This window comes from Algoriphagus lutimaris, assembly GCF_017051705.1.
In the GTDB taxonomy this organism is placed as follows: domain Bacteria; phylum Bacteroidota; class Bacteroidia; order Cytophagales; family Cyclobacteriaceae; genus Algoriphagus; species Algoriphagus lutimaris.
Genome location: NZ_JAFIDJ010000001.1, coordinates 2,240,013 through 2,263,539, shown reverse-complemented (window position 1 = coordinate 2,263,539; position 23,527 = coordinate 2,240,013). Strand labels below are relative to the sequence as shown.

Here is a 23,527-nt window from a genome sequence, read left to right as displayed (position 1 = left end):
TTAAGAAATTTTCACCAAGGTGGCACCGTAACCCCATTGGTCTTTCTGAGTGTCTTGAAAGTACTTAATATTTCCTAATTGACTCAAATGACGATGAATTTCTTTTCTCAAAACTCCATTTCCTAAACCATGGATAAAGGTGATTTCATCCATTCCACTGGCAATTGCCTGATCTAAATTCTTTTCAAACACCTCTAATTGAAGCTTCAGCATGGCTGAATTACTCATTCCTTGATGATTAGGGGTCAGCTCCTCAATATGCAAATCCACTGACTTTGGTGGCTTTTTGGTAGGAATCGCTCGGGCTTTAGGTTGAAGGCTTTCAAGTTCTTGATTCAAAGCCCGTATATCTAGCTCTTTGGTGGTTTGTTCTAAGGAAAATACATAGGCACTTTTTCCAAGCAAAGGTGCCTTACTTAAATGCTTAAAGAATTGAGTTGGCTTCATTTTCAATTGCCTTTCAAAAGCAGGCAATGCGGTTTCCAACTTGTTTTGAATAGGAATAAAGCGCAGTAAAAAGGAAGGCCATTCATCCATTTCTTTTAAGAGGCGATCATCAATTTTTTTGGATTCACCTACCCCTAAAGTTCCAGCCATCAAGGTCCGGTGGTTATTTCCAAAAACTTCGGAGACGTGTGCCAAATAGGGCTTTTTACTATCATTAATGAGATAAAGACTTAAACTTTGGTCATTGATAGGAATGAAGGCAAGGTACAAACCTTGGTCTTTTGGTGCTGAAAGGGGAAGGGGAGCTTCCTGCTCTTTCGACTTACTTTCCTGTTCACCGAAATAACTTTTCTCGGTGGCATGAATTACTACCACTTCATTTTTTAAGGCGGGAATGATAAAGCCATCTTCAATTTCAATTTCAACTCTTCCACTGGATGAAATTTTTCGAATGATTCCTTCTTCTGTCCCTTTGATTAATCTTACTTTATCTCCAATATTCATCTATCCAAGGCTTGTTTATACGTGTCCAACGCTCTTTGTCTTGCGAATTTATGATCTACAATTGGATTTGGGTACTTTTCAGTTCCTAATTCTGGAACCCATTTTTTCACATACTTCAACTCTTTGTCAAATTTCTCAGTTTGGGATGCTGGATTAAATACCCTGAAATAGGGTTGAGCGTCAGTTCCAGTGCCTGCTGCCCACTGCCATCCTCCATTATTTGCAGACAAATCGTAGTCGAGTAATTTCTTGGCAAAATAGGCCTCTCCCCATCTCCAATCAATTAAAAGATGTTTTGTCAAGAAAGAAGCAACAATCATTCTCACCCGATTGTGCATATATCCGGTTTGGTTGAGTTGCCGCATTCCAGCATCAACTATCGGATAGCCGGTTTTGCCATGACACCAAGCATCAAATTCCTCTTTATTGTTTCTCCATGGGATCCTGTCATAGGCAGGTTTGAAAGCCTTGTCCACCACATGCGGATTATAATACAGAATCATCATATAGAATTCCCTCCAAATCAACTCATTGAGATAGGTTTCGTTGAGTTCGTTTGCTTTCAGTGCTAACTTACGGATGGAAATGGTCCCAAACCTGAGATGGATACCCAAACGAGAAGTGCCATCCAGGGCCGGAAAATTTCTGGTTTGGTCGTAATGTTTAATGATTTCTTCGTCAGGATTGGAGCTAGGTATACTTTTATCTGAACTTTTAAACCCCATTTCTTCCAAGGTGACTTCCTTGAATGGTTCGGTTTCCAATAAGTTCTTCCAATGAAAATAGTTGAGCGGTTCTACCTTGGTTTCTGAAAATTTCTGAAGCCAGACCTTACTAAAAGGGGTAAAGACTTTATAAAATTCGCCTGACCCATTGAGTATTTCTCCAGGCTCAAAAATCACTTGATCTTTGAATGTCAGAAAAGTAGCACCATGCTCTTTAGCCATTTGTTCAATCGCCTGATCCCTTTTGACCGCATAAGGTTCATAATCCCGATTGGTATAAATCGCCTCTACCTGATAATTTTCAAAAATCTCAGCATAAGCTTCTTCGGGTGTCCCATATTTTATCAAAAGAGTACTCCCTTTATCTTCCAGTTCTTTTTTTAATTGAAGGACTTGCTCATAAATAAAAGAGACGCGAGGGTCTTCTTGGTCCTCCAGATCATCTAAAATGTTTCGGTCAAAAATAAATAGGGGGAGTACTTCTGTTTCTTGTTGCAAGGCATAATAAAGCCCGGTGTTATCTTCTAATCTTAAATCTCTACGGAACCAAAAAAGAGTGATTTTCTTCATGACTAAACTTTATTTGAAAAGCTTGTTTTGAATGAAAATGTTTAGAGAATCTTTCTTTGCGGGTATAGAATCAGGAACAGGATTGGATTGGCGAATTCGCTCTAAGGAGTCCAATCTATTTTCCAGATTCTCTAAATTGATCGGAGTCCAATTTTCTCCATTTTCATAATTATAACGAAGGAAATCATCTGTGTCATTGATTCGGAGTTTTTCATCTTTCTTCCTGGTCAATTTCTGGAAAAGCTCAGAAAAAGAGTTGAAAGAGACATTTTGGGAGACAGAAACTCCGTAGGTTGCCACGTTTTTTGAAAGTGATAAGGAGGTAAATACGTTGAAATTATTTCTGTTGAAAATTCGGATCCTATATACCCCGTCTTCTGTCAGTAAATACTCTGCTTGCCAGTCTCCGATAATGGAGGCGGCATTTGCAATTCCTTGGTTATTAGTAAACCCCCCATCTCGAGAAACCCTCAGACGTCCATCTAAAAAGGTGTAGGCTACAGATAACTGAAAGGTTTCCAAAGTGTTAGCATCCAGTGATGCTAAATCCACATCAATTTCAAGATTTTTGTCCACTTGCCCTAAAAATGAATTGAGTTGAGAAGAAAGTAGCTGACCTAAACTTGAGGAGATGTTTGTTACTCCAGAAAACTGGCCTTCAGGAGAAAAGGATCGACTCATAATGACAGAAAACACCTGTCTGTTTTTTTCCTGCTCATCATTTGCAATTCTGTTTTGAAAGGCTGATATAGTCGTTTGGATATCTCCATTGGAAGGAAATTGGGAAAAGTCAAACCCAAAATTGATGTCAGGAGATAATAAAGCTCCTTCTAAATCCATTATCACTTTGACAGGGTATCGTCTATTAGATTGGGTGTTATCAGGATCGGTAGCGGTGGTCGAATTCAATAGGGGTTGAATGGATACATTGTCCTCATATTCTGCAACTAAATTCATAACCCCTTCATAAGGATCTCCATACCAGGTTATTCTTCCTCCTGGTCGAATATTAAACTGTTTTTTTACAATATTATAAAGTGAGAAGTTGTATTTCCCTTCGGTGATTTCATAATTGCCAGTCAGGGAGAAATTTCCTTGCGTATCCACATTTAAGGTCAATACCCCTCTTCCCCTTCCAGAAATCCCTTCCTCTGTTCTGGGGTCTATAATGATTTCTGCCAATGCATCCGGTGTAACGTCCAGTATGAAGTTCATCCGAATGTTTTCAATCTCCAGTCTATTGATCTCTTCATTTACCTCACGGATTCGTACGGTATCCTGAATATTGATAATATGGATAAAATCCTCCTGCGCTATTCGATTATCATCTGTCAAAGGAATGAAAATCCTGGTATTGGGTTGGCTGGTTGCTCTTGCGTTGATGTCTAAATTGGTTGTGCTACCCAAAAAGTCAATGGTTCCTGTCACGTAGGCATTTCCATAAAATGTTTCATTGTCGCGGGAAGTGGTATTGAGAACCTGAAAATTGGTGAGGCTGGAATTGATATTCAAATAAAAATCCTTGAATCCATTATGGTTGATTCCTCCTTTTAGATTAGCCATGTTTCCATTCACATCCTGTAGGATCAAGTCTTTAAAGTTTATTTGATTGGGAATAAATGCAATGCTTCCATTCAACTGGTAATTAGTATTCAGGTAGTTGATTCGTAACCTTCCATTGTCTACTATTCCTGTGCCTAGAATTTCAGGGTCTTTGGTAGTCCCTCTGATTTGAAAATCCCCCGTCACATTACCTCCCATTTGGGAAACATATTTAGAAAGAAAAGGCTCTAAAATGAGTAGGTTGGTTTCACTTAAAATGGCATCAATGTGGATGTCTTGATTTTCTAATTCAATGTTTCCATTCATATCAATGGTCTTTTTGCCATTTCTGGTGTTGGAGAGGTTTAAAGCTAGGTTTTCACCGTCCAAATTGGCTGTACCTCTAAGATTCCCGATTAGGAATGAATTGATTCTTAGGCTATCAATACTGATGTCACCCTGTAATAGAGGGGATTCATAAACATCTTCTACTTTAAGTACCCCATTCGCCGTTCCTTCAAATTCTTGCGGTACCAAGGTGTTTAATATGTCTACATTGACCTCGTTGATCGAAAGTTGTAATTCTTTGGCGGGATCCTCAGAAATGACTCCTTCTAAAGCAATGAACTGATTTTCGTTGTAGATTTTCACATTAGAAAAATCTATTTCTCCGGGAGTCAAGGTGATTAAATTATCGTCCACAAATTTCCATTCCCTATCCAATACTTTTAGGGAAGAAGGAGCAAAATTGATTTGTGTGTTCTGGACTGAAAACTGTGCATTGGCATTGACTCTAGCAGAACTTTGTGTAGAATCTTGGTCTAAGGTGAAGTCTAGGGCTACTTTGTTTTGGTCCCAAATTGCTTCAAGTCCCAAATTGGAGAACTCCACACTTTTACCTACTTGTTGTGCCTTTGAATAAATATAAAAAGAGGCCAAAATCTCTTCGCTATTGATGATTTTTGAGGTATTAAAATCAATATTTGTCGCAAAAGCTGTCTTGTCTTGATATTTGAGAGTGTCTATACTGGTGAAAAAGTTGAATACGGTATTTTCAGGAGTTTGGTAAAAGGCACCTTCCAGAATGGTATTACGGGAGACATAAAGATCGGGTTCAAAAAGCTGAACAATCGGGTTGACATTGAACATGCGGATGTTCAGATCAAGATTGTAGGTTTCTGAAAAGATTGTCTCAAGATCCGCTACTGGCTGGGGTTCATTGATGATAATTGCGATGTATTGGTCTAATAAAACATTTAGGTCTTGATAAATCTGTTCCAGATTGAATTGACCGGAAGCAGCTGCTACTAAATAATCTGAATTGATGGACATGGTACGTGTACCTCCGGCAAAAAGAGATTGAAAATTGAAATCTCCCAATTCCAAAAAGCGGTCTTCAAAACCCAAAGCCATATCGGTAAACCGGGCAATTCCCTGAATGTCATCAATATTGATTCCTTTGGTGTCAATGTTTAGGTGACCGCTAAGGAAGTTGAGTTTATTGGTTAAATTGATATTCTCCAAAAAGGCAGTGTCTAGGTCAATCTGCATTCTTACGGAATCGATCGATTCATTTAGGTTGAGGAGCCCTGTAGCTCGCATTTTAAGGTTAGGGTCTTCAATGTCCAAGTTTCCCTTGAACAGATTCAACCCATATGTTGCATCTGTGGTAATATTGCTGTATTCATAATTTCTAAACCCTACTTTATCGATCTGGGCATCCAAGCCGATAAGGATGTTTTCCCTAGAATTTCCTTTAAGAGTGACATTCCCGTCGAGTGAGACTTTCTGGAATTGCTCTTGGTCTTCCGCAAGAATCCCCAGATCTAAGTTGGTGATGGTAACCCTGGAAACTACGGAAGGTATGTTTTCAACTAGGTCAAAATTGATTCTTCCTTCTATATCCCCAATGGTAGTTTTAAAGTCTCCTGAGGTACTAAACCTTTTTAGGTATCCTGCAAAATCTGCATTAAAACGGATGGTGTTGAACTTGAAAATTTGTTTTTGGGCCTCCTTGCTTACGTAAGGCGCTAAATCCTTGGCTAGGACAGTGGAGTTTTGAAGCGAAAGATTGATGTAGGTATCCTCAATATCCGGTAGGCCTTCCAGTTCAAAGGCTCCAAACAATGCCGTTTTTTCACCTAATCGAATGAGGAATTCTTCGGATTTGAAATCAGCAATGGTTCCTATGACTTCTCCAAATAGGTAGATTTCATCTTCTATTTGAGGCAGAGTCGGGGCAAATTTTCTTAAATCTGTAAGATTCAATTTCGACTCTTCCATGCGGGCCGTGATTTTCACATCGGTCACAAAATTGGAAAGTGCAGAGTCAGTAAGCATATCAAACCGTAGGTAATCTTTGATATGAGTTTTATCAGATTTAAGGCTAAGGTTGTCAAACTCCATGAATTTCGGAGAAAACTTGAAGTCGGTTTTTAATTCTTTGATTTCAAGTTCTGAAGAGGATTCAACCCCGGTAATCATTTTTACATTGACCCCAAGTTCTCCCCCTTCCACATAGAAATTTTCTGCATTACAAAATACTCCATCAAATTTTAAATGATTGTAATCAAAGCCAACTTCAAAAGGTTCATAGCTGAGATTTTCAATGTAAACTGTACCATTTCTAATTTGGATATTTCCGATCTCGAATTTAGCCCCTCCTCCAGAGTTACTTCCGGAACCAAAAATCTCTGATATTTGCAGAATCCAGAGATTAAGATTCATCAAACTGTCCTCAGGATGGGTGATTAAATGTAAGTCTGGCCTGAATAACCTGACTTCTTGAAGTGAAGGATTACCTGGAGTTAATAATGAGTTTAAATCAAAATCTACTTCAATAGACTCCGAACCAATCATTAGGCTGTCTTTATGATCCAGGATTTTGACATCCTGTAGTTTGACAGCATCCCACCAGTTTAAAGTGATTTTACCAATATCTGTTTTAAAGTCACTTCTTTCATTAATATAATTGGTTACTTTGTCTAGGGCCCAATTTTGAATGAAAGTAACTTGAAGGCTTGTAGCCAGAAATATGAGTAGAAGTAAAACAGAAAAAACCAGCCAAAGGATTATACGAAACGCTTTGTGCAAAAAATCCGTAACTTTCGCGTTCTTTTCCAATGAGTACAAACGATAACTTTATTCTAGCAATTGAATCCTCGTGCGACGAGACTTCTGCCTCTGTAATAGTAGACGGCAAAGTACTTAATAATATTGTCGCTACACAATCCGTCCACGAAAAATATGGAGGTGTGGTTCCGGAACTTGCCTCTCGTGCACATCAGGAAAATCTGATCCCTGTGGTTCAAGAGGCTGTTTTATCGGCGGGGATCAGCTTGGACCAGCTTTCGGCTGTAGCTTTTACCAGAGGTCCAGGATTGATGGGCTCATTGTTGGTAGGAGTGAGCTTTGCCAAAGCTTTGGCTTTTGCTAGAAATATTCCCCTGATTGAGGTCAATCATATGCAAGCTCATATTTTGGCACACTTCATTGATGATCCAAAACCTAACTTCCCTTTCATTTGTCTGACTGTGAGCGGAGGTCATACCCAGTTAGTTTTAGTAAAGGATTATTTGGATATGGAGGTGATTGGCGAAACGCAAGATGATGCAGTGGGAGAGGCATTTGATAAGACGGCCAAACTTTTGGGACTTCCTTACCCCGGTGGACCATTGATAGATAAATATGCCAAGGGAGGGAATCCCAAAGCATTTAAATTTCCTGTTACTCGAATGCCAGGTTTGAATTACTCTTTTTCTGGTATAAAAACTGCGGTATTGTACTTCCTAAGAGATCAGCTTCAATCTAACCCGAAATTTATTGAGGAAAACCTAGCGGATCTTTGTGCCAGTATCCAATGGACTTTGATTGAAATGCTGCAGATTAAGCTGAAGGAAGCAATCAGGCAATATGGGGTTACTGAAATTGCTATTGCAGGTGGAGTTTCTGCAAATTCTGGCTTAAGAATTACCCTTCAGGAACTGGCTACTAAAAAGGGGTGGAATCTGTACATTCCTAAATTTGAATACTGTACAGACAATGCAGGTATGATTGCCATAGCTGCGTATTACAAATACCTGGCAGGAGAGTTTTCATCTTATGATGTAACCCCGCTGGCAAAAATGAAAATCTAAAAATGGCGAAGGCTAATAAATTCGATAAGATCGTAAACATCAAAAACAAAAAGGCGAGTTTTCAATTTGAGTTCATCGAGAAGTTTGTTTGTGGTATGGTGTTGAAAGGAACTGAGATAAAATCGATCAGGGAAGGAAAAGTGTCTTTAACAGAGGCTTTCTGCGTATTCCTAAGGGGAGAATTGTATGTTCGCCAAATGCACATCGCCCCTTATTCTATGGCTGCTAGTTATAATCATGAGGCTGTGAGAGACAGGAAGTTGCTTTTAAGTAAGAAAGAACTTGAAAAATTAGAAACTAAGTCTCAAGAAAAAGGACTGACTATCATTCCTGTTCGTATATTTATAAACGACCGAGGTTTAGCAAAAATGGAAATTGCCTTAGGTCGAGGCAAGAAGCTTCACGATAAACGACATGACCTGAAAGAAAAAGATGCGAAAAGAGAAATCCAGCGAATGGCCTTTGACTGATGTCTTTGGTATATGCCGCCAGACCATTTTACCGCTCTATAGAAACCCTACCTTTAAATCTGCGCTTATTTCCCAGTTACTTTTTGGGGAGTGTTACCAAGTCAAGGCGATCAATCCTGATCAAAGTTGGTATAAAATTTTTCATGAAGATACAGGATTGGAAGGATGGATTACTTCCAAATCAATCAAAACCATTCAACCCTCCGATTACCAGACTTTTCTAAGCCAAGATTTTCAAGTGGTTACTAGTCCAATTGCGGTGATCGAATATTTGGGATCCAATTTGTACCTACTACCAGGTAGTCGCCTTCATTTTTCAGAAATCGAGTTGTTTAACTGGCAGGATCATATTGGTTTTACTGGTACAGTACGAAGTCATGCGGTCAAAGCAGACCGGGAGGAAGTATTGGAAATTGCATTGAAATACTTGAATGCTCCCTATCAGGCTGGAGGAAGAAGTATTTTTGGTTTGGACGAAATTAAAGGATTTGAACTGATCTATGCCGCAGCCGGATACCGATGGACCTTAGATAAAATGCATGGAAAAATGATTGATCCTGAGCAGGTAATCCCGGGAGATTTGTTTATTTTCAGAGATTTAGAAACCAAAATTCCTCAAGTTTCCATGTATTTAGGGGCAGAAGAAGTGCTCTGGATGGATGGGAAAATGAGGATTTCTGATGTCGATGAATGGGAAAGCATTCAAAAAAACAATTCGAGTAAACAATATGTTCTAAAAGGCCACTCAATAGTAAGTTAGCATGGAAAAAAGAGTATTGGTGTTAAACTTAGATCATTCTCCTGTTGCGGTAGTACCTGTGCAGAAGGCCATTGTTTTGGTATTGATGGAAAAAGCCAACTGTCTTTCTACCTACGAGCTACTAAAAATCCGGACAGTTAGTCGAAGTTTTGAATATCCTGCAGTGATCCGTTTGGTTTCCTATAAAAACATTCCTTACCGAGGGGTGCTCTTGAATAGATCTAATCTTTTTAGAAGAGATAATGGGGAGTGCCAATATTGTGGAAGTAAGAGGCATTTAACCATAGATCACGTGATCCCGAGGTCCAAAGGTGGAAAAACTAACTGGATGAACTTGGTGACAGCCTGCCATCGATGCAATGTGAATAAGGGGGATAAATCACCCGAACAAGCTGGATTGACGCTTAAAAATGAGCCTTTTAGACCTACATTATCCTTCTTCCTGGCCGAATATGCGGAAAGACAAGCCGAGGAATGGTTACCCTTTTTAGCTAGTAAGGCAGTGCATTGATCCCAAATGCTTCTTTGATTTCGCCATATGTTTTTTTGGCAAAATAATTGCCTTGAAGAAAGTATGAACCTTTCTTTTATTTACACCCTGTTATTATCGGCTATTTTGGGCTGGACACAGATTCAACACCAAGAACTTATAGGAGAATGGCAACTTGTTGATTTTGATGGAATCAAAAAAATTAAAACTTCTCCCCAGTACCTGAGTTCTAATGCTGCCTTTCGTGCAAATCTAGAATCAAAAATCAATTATAGACTGGAGAATACAGTTTATAAATTCTTGGAAGGAGATAGTTTGACTTACACTGATTTTGTCAACCAAGAAATTGTGCTGAAAAAAGCCAAGATAGAAATCAGCGTAGATAATGTAATGACGATCCTGGAAGGAGAAGAAAGTAAGCAGGCAAAAATTTTAGAGTTGGATGGAAATCGACTCGTTTTAGAACCAGTTTCTTCCAATGGAAATGGAGCAGGGAAATTGGTGTTTGAAAGGATCATAAAGAAAAAAGAAAAATAGACCCTCAATCCCTTTTTAATATACTTAGGCAAGCCAATTTGTTGGCTTGCTTTTTTTTAATTGATTTTTACAATTCCATTTTCATCTGATTACTTAAGAGTCTAAAGCTTTTTCTATGCCAGATACAATCCCCATGTTCTTCTATTCCAGTTCGGTGTACTTTGGTAGGATACCCTGCATTTCGTTCCCATCCATAGTGAGGGAATTCTACTGCCAACTTTTCCATGAATTGATCACGGTGTACTTTGGCTAAAATGGAAGCAGCGGCTATGCTGGCAAATTTGCCATCACCTTTGATGACGCAGGTGTAAGGGAGGTTTAGTTCCGATTTAAATCTGTTTCCATCAATTAGAAGATGTTGGGGAAGGATGGATAGGCCTTGCACAGCTCGAGTCATGGCTAGGAATGAGGCATTCAGAATGTTGATTCGATCAATTTCCTCTACAGATGCTTCGGCAATTTTCCAGGCCAAGGATTTCCCTTTTATTTCTTCAATCAGGTCTTCCCTTTGACGTTTCCCTAATTTTTTTGAGTCATTTATCCAGCGATTGGAATAGTCTTGAGGAAGGATTACAGCTGCTGCCACTACAGGACCAGCTAAACAACCTCTTCCTACCTCATCACATCCAGCCTCTATTCGATTAGCTTCTAAATAAGGTTTTAGAGTCATGCTCTTTATCTTCTCTTACTTTATAGTATTTATGGATCATCTCTGCAACCAAGCCGGTCCAGCCTGTTTGATGGGAGGCGCCAAGACCTAGGCCAGAGTCTCCGTGGAAATATTCATAAAACAGAATATAATCTTTGAAATGGGGATCTTTTTGAAATTTCTCAATGTTTCCATAAACTGGTCGATTTCCCTTTTCATCTCGCATGAATATTTTCATACATCGGTAAGAAAGTTCTTTAGCGATAATGTCCATGGTCATATATCTTCCTGAACCAGTAGGATATTCAATTGAAAAATCTCCCCCATAATAGAAGTCAAATTTCTTTAAGGATTCTATGATTAGGAAGTTGATTGGAAACCAGATTGGCCCTCTCCAATTTGAGTTACCTCCAAACATGACCGTATCTGACTCTCCAGGAGTATATTTGATGGAAAGAAAGTCTCCTGAAATCTTCATGGCATACGGGTGTTCCAAGTGATATTTTGAAAGCGATCGGATACCATATTCACTTAAGAATTCATCCGAATCAAGCATTTTATGAAGAATACTTTTCATTCTATGACCTCTCAATAGTGAAAATAATCTTCGTCTATTAAAACCTGGTTGGATCCAACTTGATACTAAGGCAGCCAATTTTGGTTTTTCCCGAAGGAAGAATTCTAATCGTTGTTTGAATTCAGGTAATTCATTAAATAAATCTTCCCGAATAGGTTCCACCGCAAATAGAGGAATCAATCCTACGATGGATCTTACTTTCATACGCTTAGATTCTTTGCCCGGCACATGAAAGACATCATAAAAGAAACTATCCTCATCATCCCATAAAGAAATACTTTCGGAAGAAATGTTGTTCATCGCTCCAGCAATGTATAGAAAGTGCTCTAGGAATTTTGTAGCGGTAAATTGGTATACCTTATTGTGCTCACAGAGGTCCAGGCTGATTCTCAGCAGGTTTAAAGAAAACATAGCCATCCAAGAGGTGGCATCCGCTTGTTCTAATTTACCTTGGTAACGCTGGGCATGACTTCTATCGAAAACTGAAATGTTATCTAAGCCTAGGAATCCACCCTCGAATATATTTTGCCCATCACTGTCTTTTTGGTTTACCCACCAAGTAAAATTGAGCATTAACTTATGCAAAGCTCTTTCGAGAAATTCGTAGTCCGCTTTTCCGTCGTTTGCTTTTTTATCTATTTGAAAGACCCGCTGTACGGCGTAAGCATGTACAGGGGGGTTGACGTCTGAGAAATTCCACTCATAGGCAGGAATTTGCCCATTCGGATGCATATACCATTCATTCAGCAGTAGGAGCAATTGATCTTTGGCAAAATCCGGATCAATCCTGGCTATAGGAATACAGTGAAATGCTAAATCCCAAGCAGCGTACCAAGGATATTCCCACTTATCCGGCATGGATATGATATCGTAATTTTGCAGATGTTTCCAGTTGCTGTTCCTTCCTTTTTTGCGTGAAATAGGAGGGACATACCTTCCGGGATCCCCTTCCAGCCAACGTTCTACATCATAATAATAAAACTGTTTGGACCACATCATTCCTGCGTAAGCCTGACGCTGAATCCGCTTTAGGTCCGGGTCTGTTACCCTTTCTTGCAATTCCTCATAAAATTCATCCGCTTCCACTTTGGCTTTTTCCATGATATCATCACAAAAAGACAAGGCATCTTCAGAAAACTGGTGCATTAACCGAAGCTTGATGGTTTTGCTTTCACCTGGAGGAATTTCCAAATGGTAAATTGCAGAGGCTTTGGTACCGAAGTTTTCAGGATTGATGTGTTTGGAGTCACCATCAACTACATAGTCGTTGATCGCATCTTTAAGAAATTTTTTCTCATTTCCGATATGATATATTTTTTCGCGGTTGGTCTCATTATCGCAAAACTTGAACTCAGGTTCCCCTTCAAATGAAATGGTATAGTTTCCGGATTTTGGGCTGAATGCACGAATGGTGTTTTCGTTATACTGACTCAGCTTAGGTAAAAAAGGCTCATGTCCTGTAAACCAGGTTTTTCTTAACCAAATAGTTGGCATGACACAGATATATGCTTTTTCTGGGCCTCGGTTGTGGATGGTAGCGGTGGCTACAATATCTTCAGCGTCATTTTTGGCATATTCTATGAAAATATCGAAGTATTCATCTTGGTCAAACACCCCGGTGTCCATTATTTCATACTCAGGGTCTGCTTTTCCTCTTTTTAGATTTTCTTCAAGTAAGTCTTTGTATGGGAATTCGGCCTGAGGATACTTATAAAGCATCTTCATATAACTATGGGTAGGAGTGGAGTCCAGGTAATAATATAGTTCCTTTACATCCTCTCCATGATTCCCTTGATTTCCGGTAACCCCATAGAGCCTTTCTTTAATAAATGGATCTTTGCCATTCCAGAAGCCCCAAGCTAAACATAGCTTCTGCTTATAATCTGATATTCCTCCAATTCCCTCTTCTCCCCAGCGATAGGCTTTACTTCTTGCTTCATCATGGGTAACATTTTCCCATGCCGAACCATCTGGGCTGTAATCTTCTCTTACAGTACCCCACTGCCTTTCTGTGAGATAAGGCCCCCATTTCTTCCAATGCTTGATCCGCTCTCTTTCTTCCTGTAAACGTAATTTTTCAGCTACCATATCAATCTCCTATGAGCATTCTTCGAAATTATGATTTTATATGAATAATGGGCTAATATTCGGCTATCTGTTTAAAGAAACAGACATTTATTTTTTTTAATGACAATCAAATGCATGAATTATTCAATTTATGTACTTCAAATTATCCTATGTTGGATACTTTTTATAGCTGTCATTCTGTTTATTTCGGGCGTAAAAATGAAGCCTTTTGCTTGATTTTCAGGCAATCTTTTGAAAATAAATTATATTCTACATTTGTAGAATAAAAATTGTATTCTACATTTGTAGAATAACAAAAATAGACCTATGAAACTTTCTCCCACCGAAGAAGAATTAATGAACCATTTATGGAAGCTTGAAAAAGCATTTATGAAGGATTTAATGGAAGAGTATTCAGACCCTAAACCTGCAGCTACTACCATCTCTACTTTATTAAAGAGAATGCAAGACAAGGACTTTGTAGCTTATACTACAAAAGGTAAATCTCGCGAGTATTATCCTTTGGTCTCCAAGGAGAATTATTTCTCCAAACATTTGAAAGGATTAATCAAGAACTTTTTTAATGATTCTCCTACTCAATTTGCTTCATTTTTTACAAAGAAGGCAGAGTTTACAGAAGCTGAACTGGAGGAGTTAAGGGAAATTATTGATGGTAAACTAAACAAAAAGAAGTGATGGAATACCTCTTTAAATCCATGCTTTGCTTAGTCTTGTTATTATTAGTGCATCGACTGTTTCTGCAAAGGGAAGTCATGCATCGATTCAATCGATTCTATCTCTTGGGAGCAGTAGTTTCTTCCTTTGTGATTCCTTTCAATTTGATTGAGATAGAGGCAGAAAGTCCTGTGACGGATTACACGGCATATTCGGAATCTTCCTCCTCCACGATGGAAGAGATAGAGCAAGTTGATTTTCAGAAATATGCTGAACCGATCATGGTCAAAACTGAGCTAGCTAAACCTATTCCCTGGCGAATGATTTTGTGGGGATTTTATGCGTTCGTTACAGGTATATTTTTATTTCGATTTATAAGAAATATCAAGGTCTTGACAGACAAGATTCATCATAATCTTAGAGTTACTTACAGAGGAATTACGTTGATTTTGTTGAAAGAAGACACCCTTCCCTTTTCATTTTTCAATTACATTTTCGTGGCCAAAAGGGAGTTTGATCAAGGGAGTTTCACCGCAGCCATTTTCGAACATGAACATGCCCATGTGAGGGAGGGGCATAGTTATGATATCCTGTTGATTGAGATGTTGCTGATTCCATTTTGGTTCCATCCCGGATTGTACCTAGCAAAACATGCCATTCGCCTCAATCATGAATTTATAGCAGACCAAGAGGCTTTGAAAAACACTTCATTGCAATCCTATCAAAAAATGTTGCTTTCGATGGCTACACAAAACGCTCCCCTTGCCTTGGTGAGCAGCTTAAATTTTTCATTAACCAAAAAACGTATTGAAATGATGAAACAACGTTCAAACCCATTTTTTAAATGGTTGAAAATTGCGGTACTGATTCCTGTTTTTGGGGTAGTTGTATATGTATTTAGCGAAAAGGTGACAGCACAGCAAGAACCAGATTTGACAAGCACAATTGAAGCTGAAGCCCTAACCTCTGTAGAAAATGTTTTTACTATTTTGAGTGATGGAAGCTTCCTGTTTGAAGGGAATTACTATATAAAAGATGAACTTTTTGAGGTTTTAGATAGCATTCTAGATGAAAACCCATTGATTTCTATTCAAGCCAATTCAGATGTGCAAATGGGAGTGATTCAGGATTTCCAAAAAGGTTTAAGAGAAAATGATATCAGAAGGATAAAATATTCATCTACCAAAAATGAAAGTACAATTATTTCGAATATTGAATATTATAAAACTGTCACTTTTTTATTGGTCTCTAAGGATCGTAAAGAAGAAAGGAAAACTTTTGATGAACTACCCTTTGACTTGAGGAGTGAGGTCTTAAAAATTAATAACAGCAAGGAATATGGAAAATCTGATTTCCAAATTGAGAAATCAAAATCAATAGAAAAGAAGATGACTATCTACCTGGATGAAAATGAAAAATGGGCTCCTGTTGAAGAAAAAGAAAAGCAAAAAAATATGCTCCAGAGTTTTAGTAAGCTTAATGAAACGTATGAGAAAATGAGAACGATTGGAGCTCATTTCATCGAGAAGAGTGCTTCAGAGCAAGCTAAAATGACAGCAATGTTTTCAGAATTAGGTAGCATGTATTTCAGGATTCCTTTAGAGTTGAAATCTACTGTCAAAAGACCTATTCATCCTTCGGCACCCTACCTAAAATTGGAAGCTAATGGAGAGGTTTATTATAAACTCAAAGAGGATTTGACAGCAGAAGAAAAAAGGCAATTGCCTCCGCCGCTACCAACTGATCCAAAAGATCGAGTTTCTACGTATCATCAGCTATTTCTTAAATATGAGTGGATAAGAATGGAAGGAAGGAAATATTCCAACAAAACACAGGAGGAGCGAGCATACATGTATGAGCTTTACAATGCGATGCAAGAACAGTACATGGCAATGAATCCTAGCCAAAGACGACAGGTAAAACGTGTCAACTACCCCTTTATTCCCTTGAATGAAAATGGCCAATTAACTTTCAAGGTTTTGGATGAACTGACTCCAGAGCAAAGGGCCTTTGCAGGCTGCTAAAGATTAAACATCTTATTAAAGTGACTGAGCAAGTTCTATTACTGGCTCAGTCATTTTTGTTTCTGGCAAAATCTGATTTAGAACGACATTCCATTTACCTGCCCAATCCTGAAAATCATCCGTTGTTTTTTGATTGGGAGCAATCCTCGATTCAAGTTTTCCAAAGTCAAAATTTTTAGAAGAGATACCTACTCCAGATTCCACCGTATCTAGTGCATTGCAGGCTTGTTCGTATTGCCCTTTTACCGGGATCACCATCACCGGTTTTTTAAGAAATAATGCCTCGCAGACGGATTCAAAACCGGCCGTACAAACCAACCCGCTGCATGCTGCCATATCTTTCAAAAAATGCCTGTCATGGATTTTATGAAAGGACAAATTAGGAAGTGGATTTTCCGTTTCCTTAGCGTTCTTCTTATCCCAATAGGCCTTGATTCGCAGATGTGGATGTTTTTTAGCAAAGGAAATTACTTCTGTTGCATACCCAGGGTTTACCATGTAGGCCAAGATAAAATTGCCTGATCGTGGGTTGAGATGCTTGACTTCTTCCCGAAGAAGTGGAGGCGCAATTATCAGTTTGTTCTCATGAACCTTGGATAGAGGTTTGAAAGCCAACGCGATTTTTTTATCTGCTCCAAGAGCTGTCAACCAGGTGTTGAGCTGAAAAAGTTCTTTCTGAAAAGCGAAAGATCTGGCAAATTTATAGGAAGGATGATGCATCAGATACTGGTGTCCGATTACCCAGAAATGGGTTTTGGGACGAAAAAAAGCATTGTAAAATCCTCCAATCAAATCGTAAAAATTAAGAATGATGTCAGGTTCAGTAGCTTTGACTATTTCATCTATTTGTTGAAGACTTTTGAAAAATACGGGCGATTTCCTCAGGTTTTTGGTAATCGTTTTGCCGATCAGGATTCTTTTTTCCCCTTTGTCAGTTTCAAAATTTGGACTTTCTAAGGGATAGATTTTTGAAGGGATCTGCTGAATAAAAAAATCAGGGATAATCCTCCTTTTACTTTTCCCAACAATAACTGCTGTGATTTGATGGCCTTGGACCTCCAGCATTTTTGAGAAGGCAATTGCTTGCGTCAAATGTCCTCTGCCTTCTCCTTGAACTATAAAAAGAAATTTCATCTTAAATTCTAAATGAAGGATTTTCCAAATTTGGATCATCCGATTTGTTAAAGGATACTTCCTTGAGTGGAATAATTTGATGGGTTGGGTTTTGCACAGGAAGTATTACATGATCTTCAGAGGACTTGAAGCTGATTTCATTGTAATAAATCAATTGCCAATTTCCCTCATGGTCCTCTGCCAATGCACTCATTGTTTCCACCCAATCTCCCGAATTCAGGTATTCTATCCCATCAATCATTCGGTTTTCGGCTTTGTGAATATGCCCACAAATGATTCCATCGCAACCTTTGGACTTTGCCATTTTGGCAAGTTCCACCTCATATTGATCGATGTAGGAAACCGCTGATTTTACTTTTCCTTTGACATATTTTGATAAGGAAAAATAAGAAAGACCTCTTTTGTACCTGTAATAATTGACCACCCGATTTAGCCAAAGCAAAAATGTGTAGCCCACATCACCGATGTAGGCAATCCATCTCAAGTTTGTAGTAATGCTGTCAAAAACATCCCCATGTGTAATGAAGTATTTTTTACCATTACTCTCATAAATCATATCTAATTGGATGGAAAGATTTCCTATTCGAAGAGGTAAAATTTGTTCTAAAAAATCATCATGGTTCCCGCGTAGATAGAAGACTTTGGTGTCTTTGTTTTCCATCATTTTTATTATTCTATTAAAAAATCGTGTGTGTTTCCTTTTCCATGAACCTGATTTTTTGAGCTGCCAACCATCTATGATATCACCATTCAGGATTAGGTTTTCACATTCATACATCTTTAAGAATCTGGAAATTTCTTTGGCTTTGGAGCCCTTTGTTCCCAAATGCACATCGGAAACCACGATTGTTTTGAATTTGGTTTTCACACTTCTGTTTTGATCTCAATGTATACACCGAAAATCAACTAAGAATGAAATTGGTTTTATCAAAAAGCTATGATTATGAAAGCTTTTAGGATTAGTATGATGATAAAATTAAGCTAAGATTAAAAATCGGTATGTAGAGGCTAATTTGTTCAAGACTAAGGCTAAACATCCCATTTATTATATTAATGGTGATATAAAAAATTCACTTTCACCCTAGATTTATTGGTTCAAATGTAAACCCTATGAAGAAACTCTTACTCTTTTCAACATTATTCTTGATTCTTACAGGGGCTATTGCCCAAGAAAAAGTTTATCAAGGGAATTATGAATTGGCAGCTCGATTTTCACCAGAAAAAATGAGAAAAATGGTCTTTTCAACTTCTGTGTCTCCGCATTGGTTGAAAAAATCTGATCGGTTTTGGTATGAATACAAAACCAGCGATGGAAATAACTGGTACATCGTAGACCCTGCAAGGAAAACCAAATCCAGCCTTTTTGACAAGGATAAATTGGCAATGGAAATCACCAAAATCATGAAAGATCCTGTAGATGGGCAGCACCTGGATTTAGATGATTTGAAGTTTTTAGAAGATGAAAACACTATCCGGTTTAAAATCAAAGGCACTGAAGAAGTCCTGAAAAAAGATTGGGCAGAAATCAAGGAAAAAAATAAAAATGCAAAAGACTCGCTGGAAAAAAAGACTTTTGTTTTCGAATACAATATCGGTAACCAGCAATTGGTAGAAATTACAGATACAGAGGAAGATCCAAAACGATTGTCCTGGGCTTCAATATCTCCAGATTCATCCAAAGTGGTATTTGCGAAGCATCATAACTTGTTTTGGATGGACAAAGAAAATTTCCTCAAAGCTGTAAAAGATGAGAAAGACAGTGCCATTGTGGAGCATCAAATCACTACTGATGGAGAGGAAGATTTTGGTTATGGCTTTAGTGGAAGAGGAGAGGATAATGTGGAAGTTGAAAAAAATAAAGATAAGAGAAAGCGAGTTGGAGTGCTTTGGAATGAAGCATCTACCCAATTTGTATTTACCCGCTCTGATGATAGAAAAGTAAAAGATCTTTGGGTTCTTCACAATACGAGAGATCCTCGTCCTACTTTAGAGACTTATAAATATGCCATGCCCGGAGAGAAGGAGCAGTCTATTGTCTATCTATACCATTACTCTTTTGACTCTGAAGAATTGAAGAATTTACCAGTAGGTACCTTTAAAGATCAAACAATTTCTCTTTGGTCGACGCCAGCTCCTGCAAATGCAAGAGATGATGATTTTAGAGCTGCAACATGGTTGGGAAATGAAGATGAATTTTACTTTGGAATCACTTCCAGGGATCTGAAAAAAGTAGACATCGCAAGATGGAATCTTCGTACAGGAGAAAAAGAGGTGGTGATTGAAGAGCGTAGCAATACCTATATAGACTTAAGCCGCCCTGAATTGGTGAATGGAGGAGAGGAGTTAATTTTCTGGTCAGAACGTGATGGCTGGGGGCATTTTTACCTTTATGGAAAAGATGGGGCCTTGAAGAGGCAGTTGACTTCAGGTGCATTTCATACCGACCGTGTAGAGCGTGTCGACGATAAAGGCAGAAGACTGTTTTTCGTTGCCAATGGAAGAGAAAAGGGAGAGGATCCTTACTATGAACATTTATATTCCGTGAGTTTAGATGGTGGCGCGATCACACTTCTAAACAAAGGAGATTTCAACCATTCTTCGGATATGAATGATGGTGGGACTTATTTTGTCAATACGTATTCAAGAGTAAATACTACCCCGGTTTCCGAATTGAAAGATAGAAATGGTTCGAAAGTGATGGATTTGGAAACAGCGGATTTAACTCAATTGTTTGCTGCGGGGTATCAATTTCCAGAACCTTTTACCTTTAAAGCAGATGACGGGATTACCGATTTGTATGGTGTAATGTACAAGCCCTTTGATTTTGATTCAACCCGCAAATATCCACTGATCGAATATGTGTATCCCGGACCTCAGACGGAGGCGGTAAACAAATCGTTTTCAGCAAGATTGGATCGAACAGATCGATTGGCACAATTTGGTTTTGTCGTGATTACTCTTGGAAATAGAGGAGGGCACCCTGGAAGATCCAAGTGGTACCATAATTATGGATATGGTGATTTGAGGGATTACGGTTTAGCGGATAAAAAGGCTGCCATAGAGCAATTGTCAGATCGATATGATTTTATTGATAAATCCAAAGTGGGAATCCATGGTCACTCAGGAGGTGGATTCATGTCTACCGCTGCCATGTTGGTCTATCCTGACATTTTCAAAGTAGCTGTTTCTTCAGCGGGGAACCATGAAAACAATATTTATAATCGTTGGTGGTCAGAAAAGCACCATGGCGTGAAAGAGCAAATTTCTCCTAAAGGGGATACTACTTTTGTTTACCAGATTGAGAAGAACCCAGATCTCGCCAAAAATCTAAAAGGGCACTTGATGCTCTCTCACGGAGATGTAGATAACAACGTGCATCCAGCGAATACCATTCGCATGGCGAATGCTTTAATCAAGGCAGGAAAGCGCTTTGACTTTGTAATGCTTCCTGGTCAAAGACATGGTTACGGTGATATGACCGAGTATTTCTTCTGGAGGATGGGAGATTATTTTGTGCAGCATTTATTGGGAGATAATACACCACCTCCTGTGGATATGTTGGAATTCCAACGTGAAAAAGCCCAGACTAAATAAATAAGATTTTCAGATAAAGACTAAAGCCTGATTCCATAAAGAGTCAGGCTTTTTACGTCAAAACGACTCTAAATTGGCCTTCTTCAAATTTTATGGCCACTTTCATCAGTACATCCACGTTTCGATTTCTTTGTTTTCCAGCATCCCATTCTATTTCTTTCTGAAAAATTTCCAATACTTGTTTACACACGAAGGCAGTTTCGGAATTACAGGATAATAATTGATAATCACTTGCTTTCCCTTCACAGTTTATTAGCGTTTGAAAGACGATTGGTCCTGTAGGAATGTCTTGATGTGTCACCTTCTTTTGGAGAAGTTTCTCAATGGAAGACAGTGTTTTTTTGGGCCTTGGCATTTCTTCCACAATAAAGAAATACCCTGTTTTGGACCCCTCGGGTTTAATAGGGTTTGTATACGAACAGGCATTTGTTGGGTCTAATAATGGCTTGAAATCTTGTGCAAAGGCAACATCCTGAATGAAAAAAAGAAAAATTGAAAAAGCTGTTAATTTCATTTATTTATAATGATAACGATTTGATCCTCATTAATATAGTCAATTATAAAAATGAATAGTTGAGAAAAAGAATAAAACCTTAATTATTTAACTATATTTATTTAATAACCGTGGAACAAGTGGTTTGAAGTTCAATCATTTTTTGAGCATACCGACGTCCTAATTCATGGTAGGAATCTGAGTCGAAATGGGTTTGATCTCCTTTGTGATTTAATCCTTGAGCACTCACTAAACTTAAGCACTCATTTTCTTTGGTAAGCTTATTTAACTCTCCGTTTAACTGCTCCGCCAATGGGGACCTTTCATAAAAAAAGTATCCTAATTCACCTGTTACAATAGGGATTGATTCTACCCCTAAATCCTTTTTTAGAGAATCTACCATGGCCAAGAATTTTTGGGAATACCCAGCCACAGAGGCTTCATTTCCTGAATCAGATTCTCCTTGATGCCATAAGATGCCTTTTAGAGTTCCATCTTTCATTGCTTCCTTTGCCCTAAGGATCATGTCATTGTAAGGGTATGCATTCGTTTGCTGGTGTAAAGAATCCGCAAACCAAGCATTGATAGAACTTCCGCCTACTGCCGTTGGAATTAAACCGATGGTAATGTTTGGGTTTTCGTTGGCCATTATCTTCCCAAAAGTAAGCCCTAGGCCTACGCCTGCTATTGGTTTATCAAAATGCATGGGGTCCTTTGCTAACACCCATTGTTGATTTTCATCAAGCATCATTACACGAGGGTGCGTAATCGTATCAATTGATTGTACTAATCCTCTCCCTGCCATATTAGATTGGCCCATTAACAAATACAGGTGGAAGTCCTTTTTCTTCGAGTTTGAACTCAAATTCCTGTTTGGGTCGGTAACCTCAAAATGGAGCAACATTACTGTGCAGATAGTGGAAATTATCAAACTAAGTGTTTTCATTCTTTTTCTAAAAATGGTTTAATTCAAAAGTAGACAGAATCGAATTCCCTGATTTGGGGAAGAAGTTCTCAATTCATTAAGTTAGACCTTTATTATTGATAATCCTTTTCCTTTTTTAAGATGAAATTCTCAATCAAATTGAGAGTTGTTCTCGGAAAAAAGCCCCTAAAATTGGAATATGGAAGGCTTCTTGACTAATTTCACGCCAAAATGAATGTTAATTCAGCGCTTTTTGTTTAAACCCTTGAAAATGAGATCGAATCTTAAACCTAGGATTTATTCACCTAATTGCTGGAATAGCATTTGTGACTTTTATCTAAAACAACTACCAAAAATGAAAATTATGAACATTAGAATAGTAGGAGCAGCTGCAGCACTTTTAATTGCCGCAAGTTGCCAGCCTCAAAAATCAGAAAATGAAGAAATGATGATGGAGGAGACAGAAATGAGTACTTCTGCAAGCATTTCTATTGAAAAATTTACGGATTCTCCTGCCTATGCTAATTCATCTTTGAAATTAACCAAACCAAGCAATTTGACAATTGCAGCACCTGGAGAAGTGGATTTTGCATTTGAAGTGGGGGATTATGAGCTGGGAGCTCAAACAGAGAAAAATGGAGTTGCTGCACAAATGGCGAACTCTGGAAATGGTCAGCATATTCACTTCATTATGGACAACGATCCATATTCAGCGCATTATGAGCCTGAATTTAAAAAAGAAGTATCTGAAGGAACACATTACTTAGTTGCATTCTTGAGCAGATCTTACCATGAATCTGTAAAAAATGCCAATTCGTTTGTAGCTAAAAAGATTATAGTTGGTGATGCTGGAGATGATCTAGGAGTAGATTTGGAGAAACCAACCCTAATTTATAGCCGACCAAAGGGGGAGTACAGTGGTGCTGATACTGAGAATCTAATGTTGGATTTCTTTTTATTGAATACCACCTTGTCTGAAGATGGAAACAAAGTGAGAGCAACAATCAACGATCAAGAATTTATGATCACAGAGTGGGCTCCGTATATCATCAAAGGACTTCCAAAAGGAGAGGCAACAATCAAGTTGGAATTATTGGATGCGGAAGGAAACTTGATCCCTGGTGGATTTAATGAAGTAACCAGAACCGTAACGTTGAAGGATTAATTTTAATCCAGTAAATACTAAAATAATTTATCCGTGCGATTTG

Annotated in this window: 18 protein-coding genes; 9 read left to right on the top strand and 9 right to left on the bottom strand. The window is 38.4% G+C overall.

Translation table 11 applies throughout. The features are described 5' to 3' along the window. From JYB62_RS09275 to JYB62_RS09265, 3 genes are read right to left on the bottom strand one after another with little or no spacing between them, the layout of a single operon-like run. Nucleotides 1-951 carry a Smr/MutS family protein gene (locus JYB62_RS09275; RefSeq protein ID WP_205645110.1) on the bottom strand — a complete coding sequence of 317 codons (951 nt, stop codon included), beginning with the start codon at nucleotides 949-951 and terminating at the stop codon, nucleotides 1-3. Then, a complete protein-coding gene (locus JYB62_RS09270) occupies nucleotides 948-2,246 on the bottom strand; it encodes a cryptochrome/photolyase family protein (protein ID WP_205645109.1) in 1,299 nt (432 codons plus the stop codon). The genes JYB62_RS09275 and JYB62_RS09270 overlap by 4 nt, the downstream gene beginning before the upstream one ends. A gap of 9 nt (nucleotides 2,247-2,255) precedes the next feature. Next, a complete protein-coding gene (locus tag JYB62_RS09265; RefSeq protein ID WP_243431482.1) occupies nucleotides 2,256-6,881 on the bottom strand; it encodes a translocation/assembly module TamB domain-containing protein in 4,626 nt (1,541 codons plus the stop codon). 29 nt (nucleotides 6,882-6,910) lie between these two features. Here JYB62_RS09265 and tsaD point away from each other — a divergent pair, with 29 nt between their 5' ends. The 5 genes from tsaD (at nucleotide 6,911) to JYB62_RS09240 (ending at nucleotide 10,181) form a co-directional block, all read left to right on the top strand. Then, nucleotides 6,911-7,924 carry a tRNA (adenosine(37)-N6)-threonylcarbamoyltransferase complex transferase subunit TsaD gene (gene tsaD / locus JYB62_RS09260; protein ID WP_205645107.1) on the top strand — a complete coding sequence of 338 codons (1,014 nt, stop codon included), beginning with the start codon at nucleotides 6,911-6,913 and terminating at the stop codon, nucleotides 7,922-7,924. A 2-nt stretch (nucleotides 7,925-7,926) separates the two neighbouring features. Further along, the gene (gene smpB / locus JYB62_RS09255; protein WP_205645106.1) at nucleotides 7,927-8,394 is read left to right on the top strand and encodes an SsrA-binding protein; all 468 of its coding nucleotides are present in this window, start codon (nucleotides 7,927-7,929) and stop codon (nucleotides 8,392-8,394) included. Then, entirely contained in the window at nucleotides 8,357-9,154 is a 798-nt protein-coding gene (locus tag JYB62_RS09250; RefSeq protein WP_205645105.1) for a hypothetical protein, read from the top strand. Before smpB ends, JYB62_RS09250 begins: the two co-directional genes overlap by 38 nt. A gap of 1 nt (nucleotide 9,155) precedes the next feature. Further along, on the top strand, nucleotides 9,156-9,665 hold the full coding sequence (locus JYB62_RS09245; RefSeq protein WP_205645104.1) for an HNH endonuclease: 510 nt from the start codon (nucleotides 9,156-9,158) through the stop codon (nucleotides 9,663-9,665). A 63-nt stretch (nucleotides 9,666-9,728) separates the two neighbouring features. Next, complete coding sequence (locus JYB62_RS09240; protein ID WP_205645103.1) at nucleotides 9,729-10,181, top strand: hypothetical protein; 453 nt, start codon at nucleotides 9,729-9,731, stop codon at nucleotides 10,179-10,181. 67 nt (nucleotides 10,182-10,248) lie between these two features. Here the strand turns inward: JYB62_RS09240 and JYB62_RS09235 are convergent, their stop codons facing one another. Together JYB62_RS09235 and JYB62_RS09230 are read right to left on the bottom strand one after the other, a co-directional pair. After that, nucleotides 10,249-10,851, bottom strand: a complete 603-nt coding sequence (locus JYB62_RS09235; RefSeq protein ID WP_205645102.1) for a ribonuclease HII — start codon at nucleotides 10,849-10,851, stop codon at nucleotides 10,249-10,251. Continuing rightward, nucleotides 10,823-13,495, bottom strand: a complete 2,673-nt coding sequence (locus JYB62_RS09230) for an MGH1-like glycoside hydrolase domain-containing protein (RefSeq protein WP_205645101.1) — start codon at nucleotides 13,493-13,495, stop codon at nucleotides 10,823-10,825. Before JYB62_RS09230 ends, JYB62_RS09235 begins: the two co-directional genes overlap by 29 nt. 306 nt (nucleotides 13,496-13,801) lie before the next feature. Here JYB62_RS09230 and JYB62_RS09225 point away from each other — a divergent pair, with 306 nt between their 5' ends. Together JYB62_RS09225 and JYB62_RS09220 are read left to right on the top strand one after the other, a co-directional pair. Then, complete coding sequence (locus JYB62_RS09225) at nucleotides 13,802-14,170, top strand: BlaI/MecI/CopY family transcriptional regulator (protein WP_205645100.1); 369 nt, start codon at nucleotides 13,802-13,804, stop codon at nucleotides 14,168-14,170. Then, nucleotides 14,170-16,173: a M56 family metallopeptidase gene (locus JYB62_RS09220; RefSeq protein ID WP_205645099.1), complete on the top strand. Its 2,004-nt coding sequence runs from the start codon at nucleotides 14,170-14,172 to the stop codon at nucleotides 16,171-16,173. Before JYB62_RS09225 ends, JYB62_RS09220 begins: the two co-directional genes overlap by 1 nt. 15 nt (nucleotides 16,174-16,188) lie before the next feature. Here JYB62_RS09220 and JYB62_RS09215 read toward each other — a convergent pair whose 3' ends face one another. Beyond that, entirely contained in the window at nucleotides 16,189-17,307 is a 1,119-nt protein-coding gene (locus JYB62_RS09215; RefSeq protein WP_205645098.1) for a glycosyltransferase family protein, read from the bottom strand. 1 nt (nucleotide 17,308) lies between these two features. Further along, nucleotides 17,309-18,175, bottom strand: a complete 867-nt coding sequence (locus JYB62_RS09210) for a UDP-2,3-diacylglucosamine diphosphatase (RefSeq protein ID WP_205645097.1) — start codon at nucleotides 18,173-18,175, stop codon at nucleotides 17,309-17,311. Between the two features lie 242 nt (nucleotides 18,176-18,417). Between JYB62_RS09210 and JYB62_RS09205 the strand changes: the two genes are divergently transcribed. Next, nucleotides 18,418-20,901, top strand: coding sequence for a S9 family peptidase (locus JYB62_RS09205; RefSeq protein ID WP_205645096.1), 2,484 nt, complete (start codon nucleotides 18,418-18,420; stop codon nucleotides 20,899-20,901). A 52-nt stretch (nucleotides 20,902-20,953) separates the two neighbouring features. Here JYB62_RS09205 and JYB62_RS09200 read toward each other — a convergent pair whose 3' ends face one another. Together JYB62_RS09200 and JYB62_RS09195 are read right to left on the bottom strand one after the other, a co-directional pair. Continuing rightward, a complete protein-coding gene (locus JYB62_RS09200) occupies nucleotides 20,954-21,415 on the bottom strand; it encodes a hypothetical protein (protein ID WP_205645095.1) in 462 nt (153 codons plus the stop codon). Nucleotides 21,416-21,512: 97 nt separating this feature from the next. Beyond that, nucleotides 21,513-22,298: a sialate O-acetylesterase gene (locus JYB62_RS09195; protein WP_262897660.1), complete on the bottom strand. Its 786-nt coding sequence runs from the start codon at nucleotides 22,296-22,298 to the stop codon at nucleotides 21,513-21,515. A 385-nt stretch (nucleotides 22,299-22,683) separates the two neighbouring features. Between JYB62_RS09195 and JYB62_RS09190 the strand changes: the two genes are divergently transcribed. Further along, nucleotides 22,684-23,484 carry a hypothetical protein gene (locus JYB62_RS09190; RefSeq protein WP_205645093.1) on the top strand — a complete coding sequence of 267 codons (801 nt, stop codon included), beginning with the start codon at nucleotides 22,684-22,686 and terminating at the stop codon, nucleotides 23,482-23,484. Nucleotides 23,485-23,527: the final 43 nt, after the last annotated feature.

Excerpts from the sequence above, each read along its gene's own strand:
- JYB62_RS09190 (WP_205645093.1), top strand. The coding sequence starts at position 22,684 with ATGAACATTAGAATAGTAGGAGCAGCTGCAGCACTTTTAATTGCCGCA.
- JYB62_RS09205 (WP_205645096.1), top strand. The coding sequence starts at position 18,418 with ATGAAGAAACTCTTACTCTTTTCAACATTATTCTTGATTCTTACAGGG.
- JYB62_RS09225 (WP_205645100.1), top strand. The coding sequence starts at position 13,802 with ATGAAACTTTCTCCCACCGAAGAAGAATTAATGAACCATTTATGGAAG.
- JYB62_RS09275 (WP_205645110.1), bottom strand. The coding sequence starts at position 951 with ATGAATATTGGAGATAAAGTAAGATTAATCAAAGGGACAGAAGAAGGA.
- JYB62_RS09250 (WP_205645105.1), top strand. The coding sequence starts at position 8,357 with ATGCGAAAAGAGAAATCCAGCGAATGGCCTTTGACTGATGTCTTTGGT.
- JYB62_RS09230 (WP_205645101.1), bottom strand. The coding sequence starts at position 13,495 with ATGGTAGCTGAAAAATTACGTTTACAGGAAGAAAGAGAGCGGATCAAG.
- JYB62_RS09270 (WP_205645109.1), bottom strand. The coding sequence starts at position 2,246 with ATGAAGAAAATCACTCTTTTTTGGTTCCGTAGAGATTTAAGATTAGAA.
- JYB62_RS09245 (WP_205645104.1), top strand. The coding sequence starts at position 9,156 with ATGGAAAAAAGAGTATTGGTGTTAAACTTAGATCATTCTCCTGTTGCG.
- JYB62_RS09240 (WP_205645103.1), top strand. The coding sequence starts at position 9,729 with ATGAACCTTTCTTTTATTTACACCCTGTTATTATCGGCTATTTTGGGC.
- JYB62_RS09195 (WP_262897660.1), bottom strand. The coding sequence starts at position 22,298 with ATGTTGCTCCATTTTGAGGTTACCGACCCAAACAGGAATTTGAGTTCA.
- JYB62_RS09215 (WP_205645098.1), bottom strand. The coding sequence starts at position 17,307 with ATGAAATTTCTTTTTATAGTTCAAGGAGAAGGCAGAGGACATTTGACG.
- JYB62_RS09200 (WP_205645095.1), bottom strand. The coding sequence starts at position 21,415 with ATGAAATTAACAGCTTTTTCAATTTTTCTTTTTTTCATTCAGGATGTT.
- JYB62_RS09235 (WP_205645102.1), bottom strand. The coding sequence starts at position 10,851 with ATGACTCTAAAACCTTATTTAGAAGCTAATCGAATAGAGGCTGGATGT.
- JYB62_RS09220 (WP_205645099.1), top strand. The coding sequence starts at position 14,170 with ATGGAATACCTCTTTAAATCCATGCTTTGCTTAGTCTTGTTATTATTA.
- tsaD (WP_205645107.1), top strand. The coding sequence starts at position 6,911 with ATGAGTACAAACGATAACTTTATTCTAGCAATTGAATCCTCGTGCGAC.
- smpB (WP_205645106.1), top strand. The coding sequence starts at position 7,927 with ATGGCGAAGGCTAATAAATTCGATAAGATCGTAAACATCAAAAACAAA.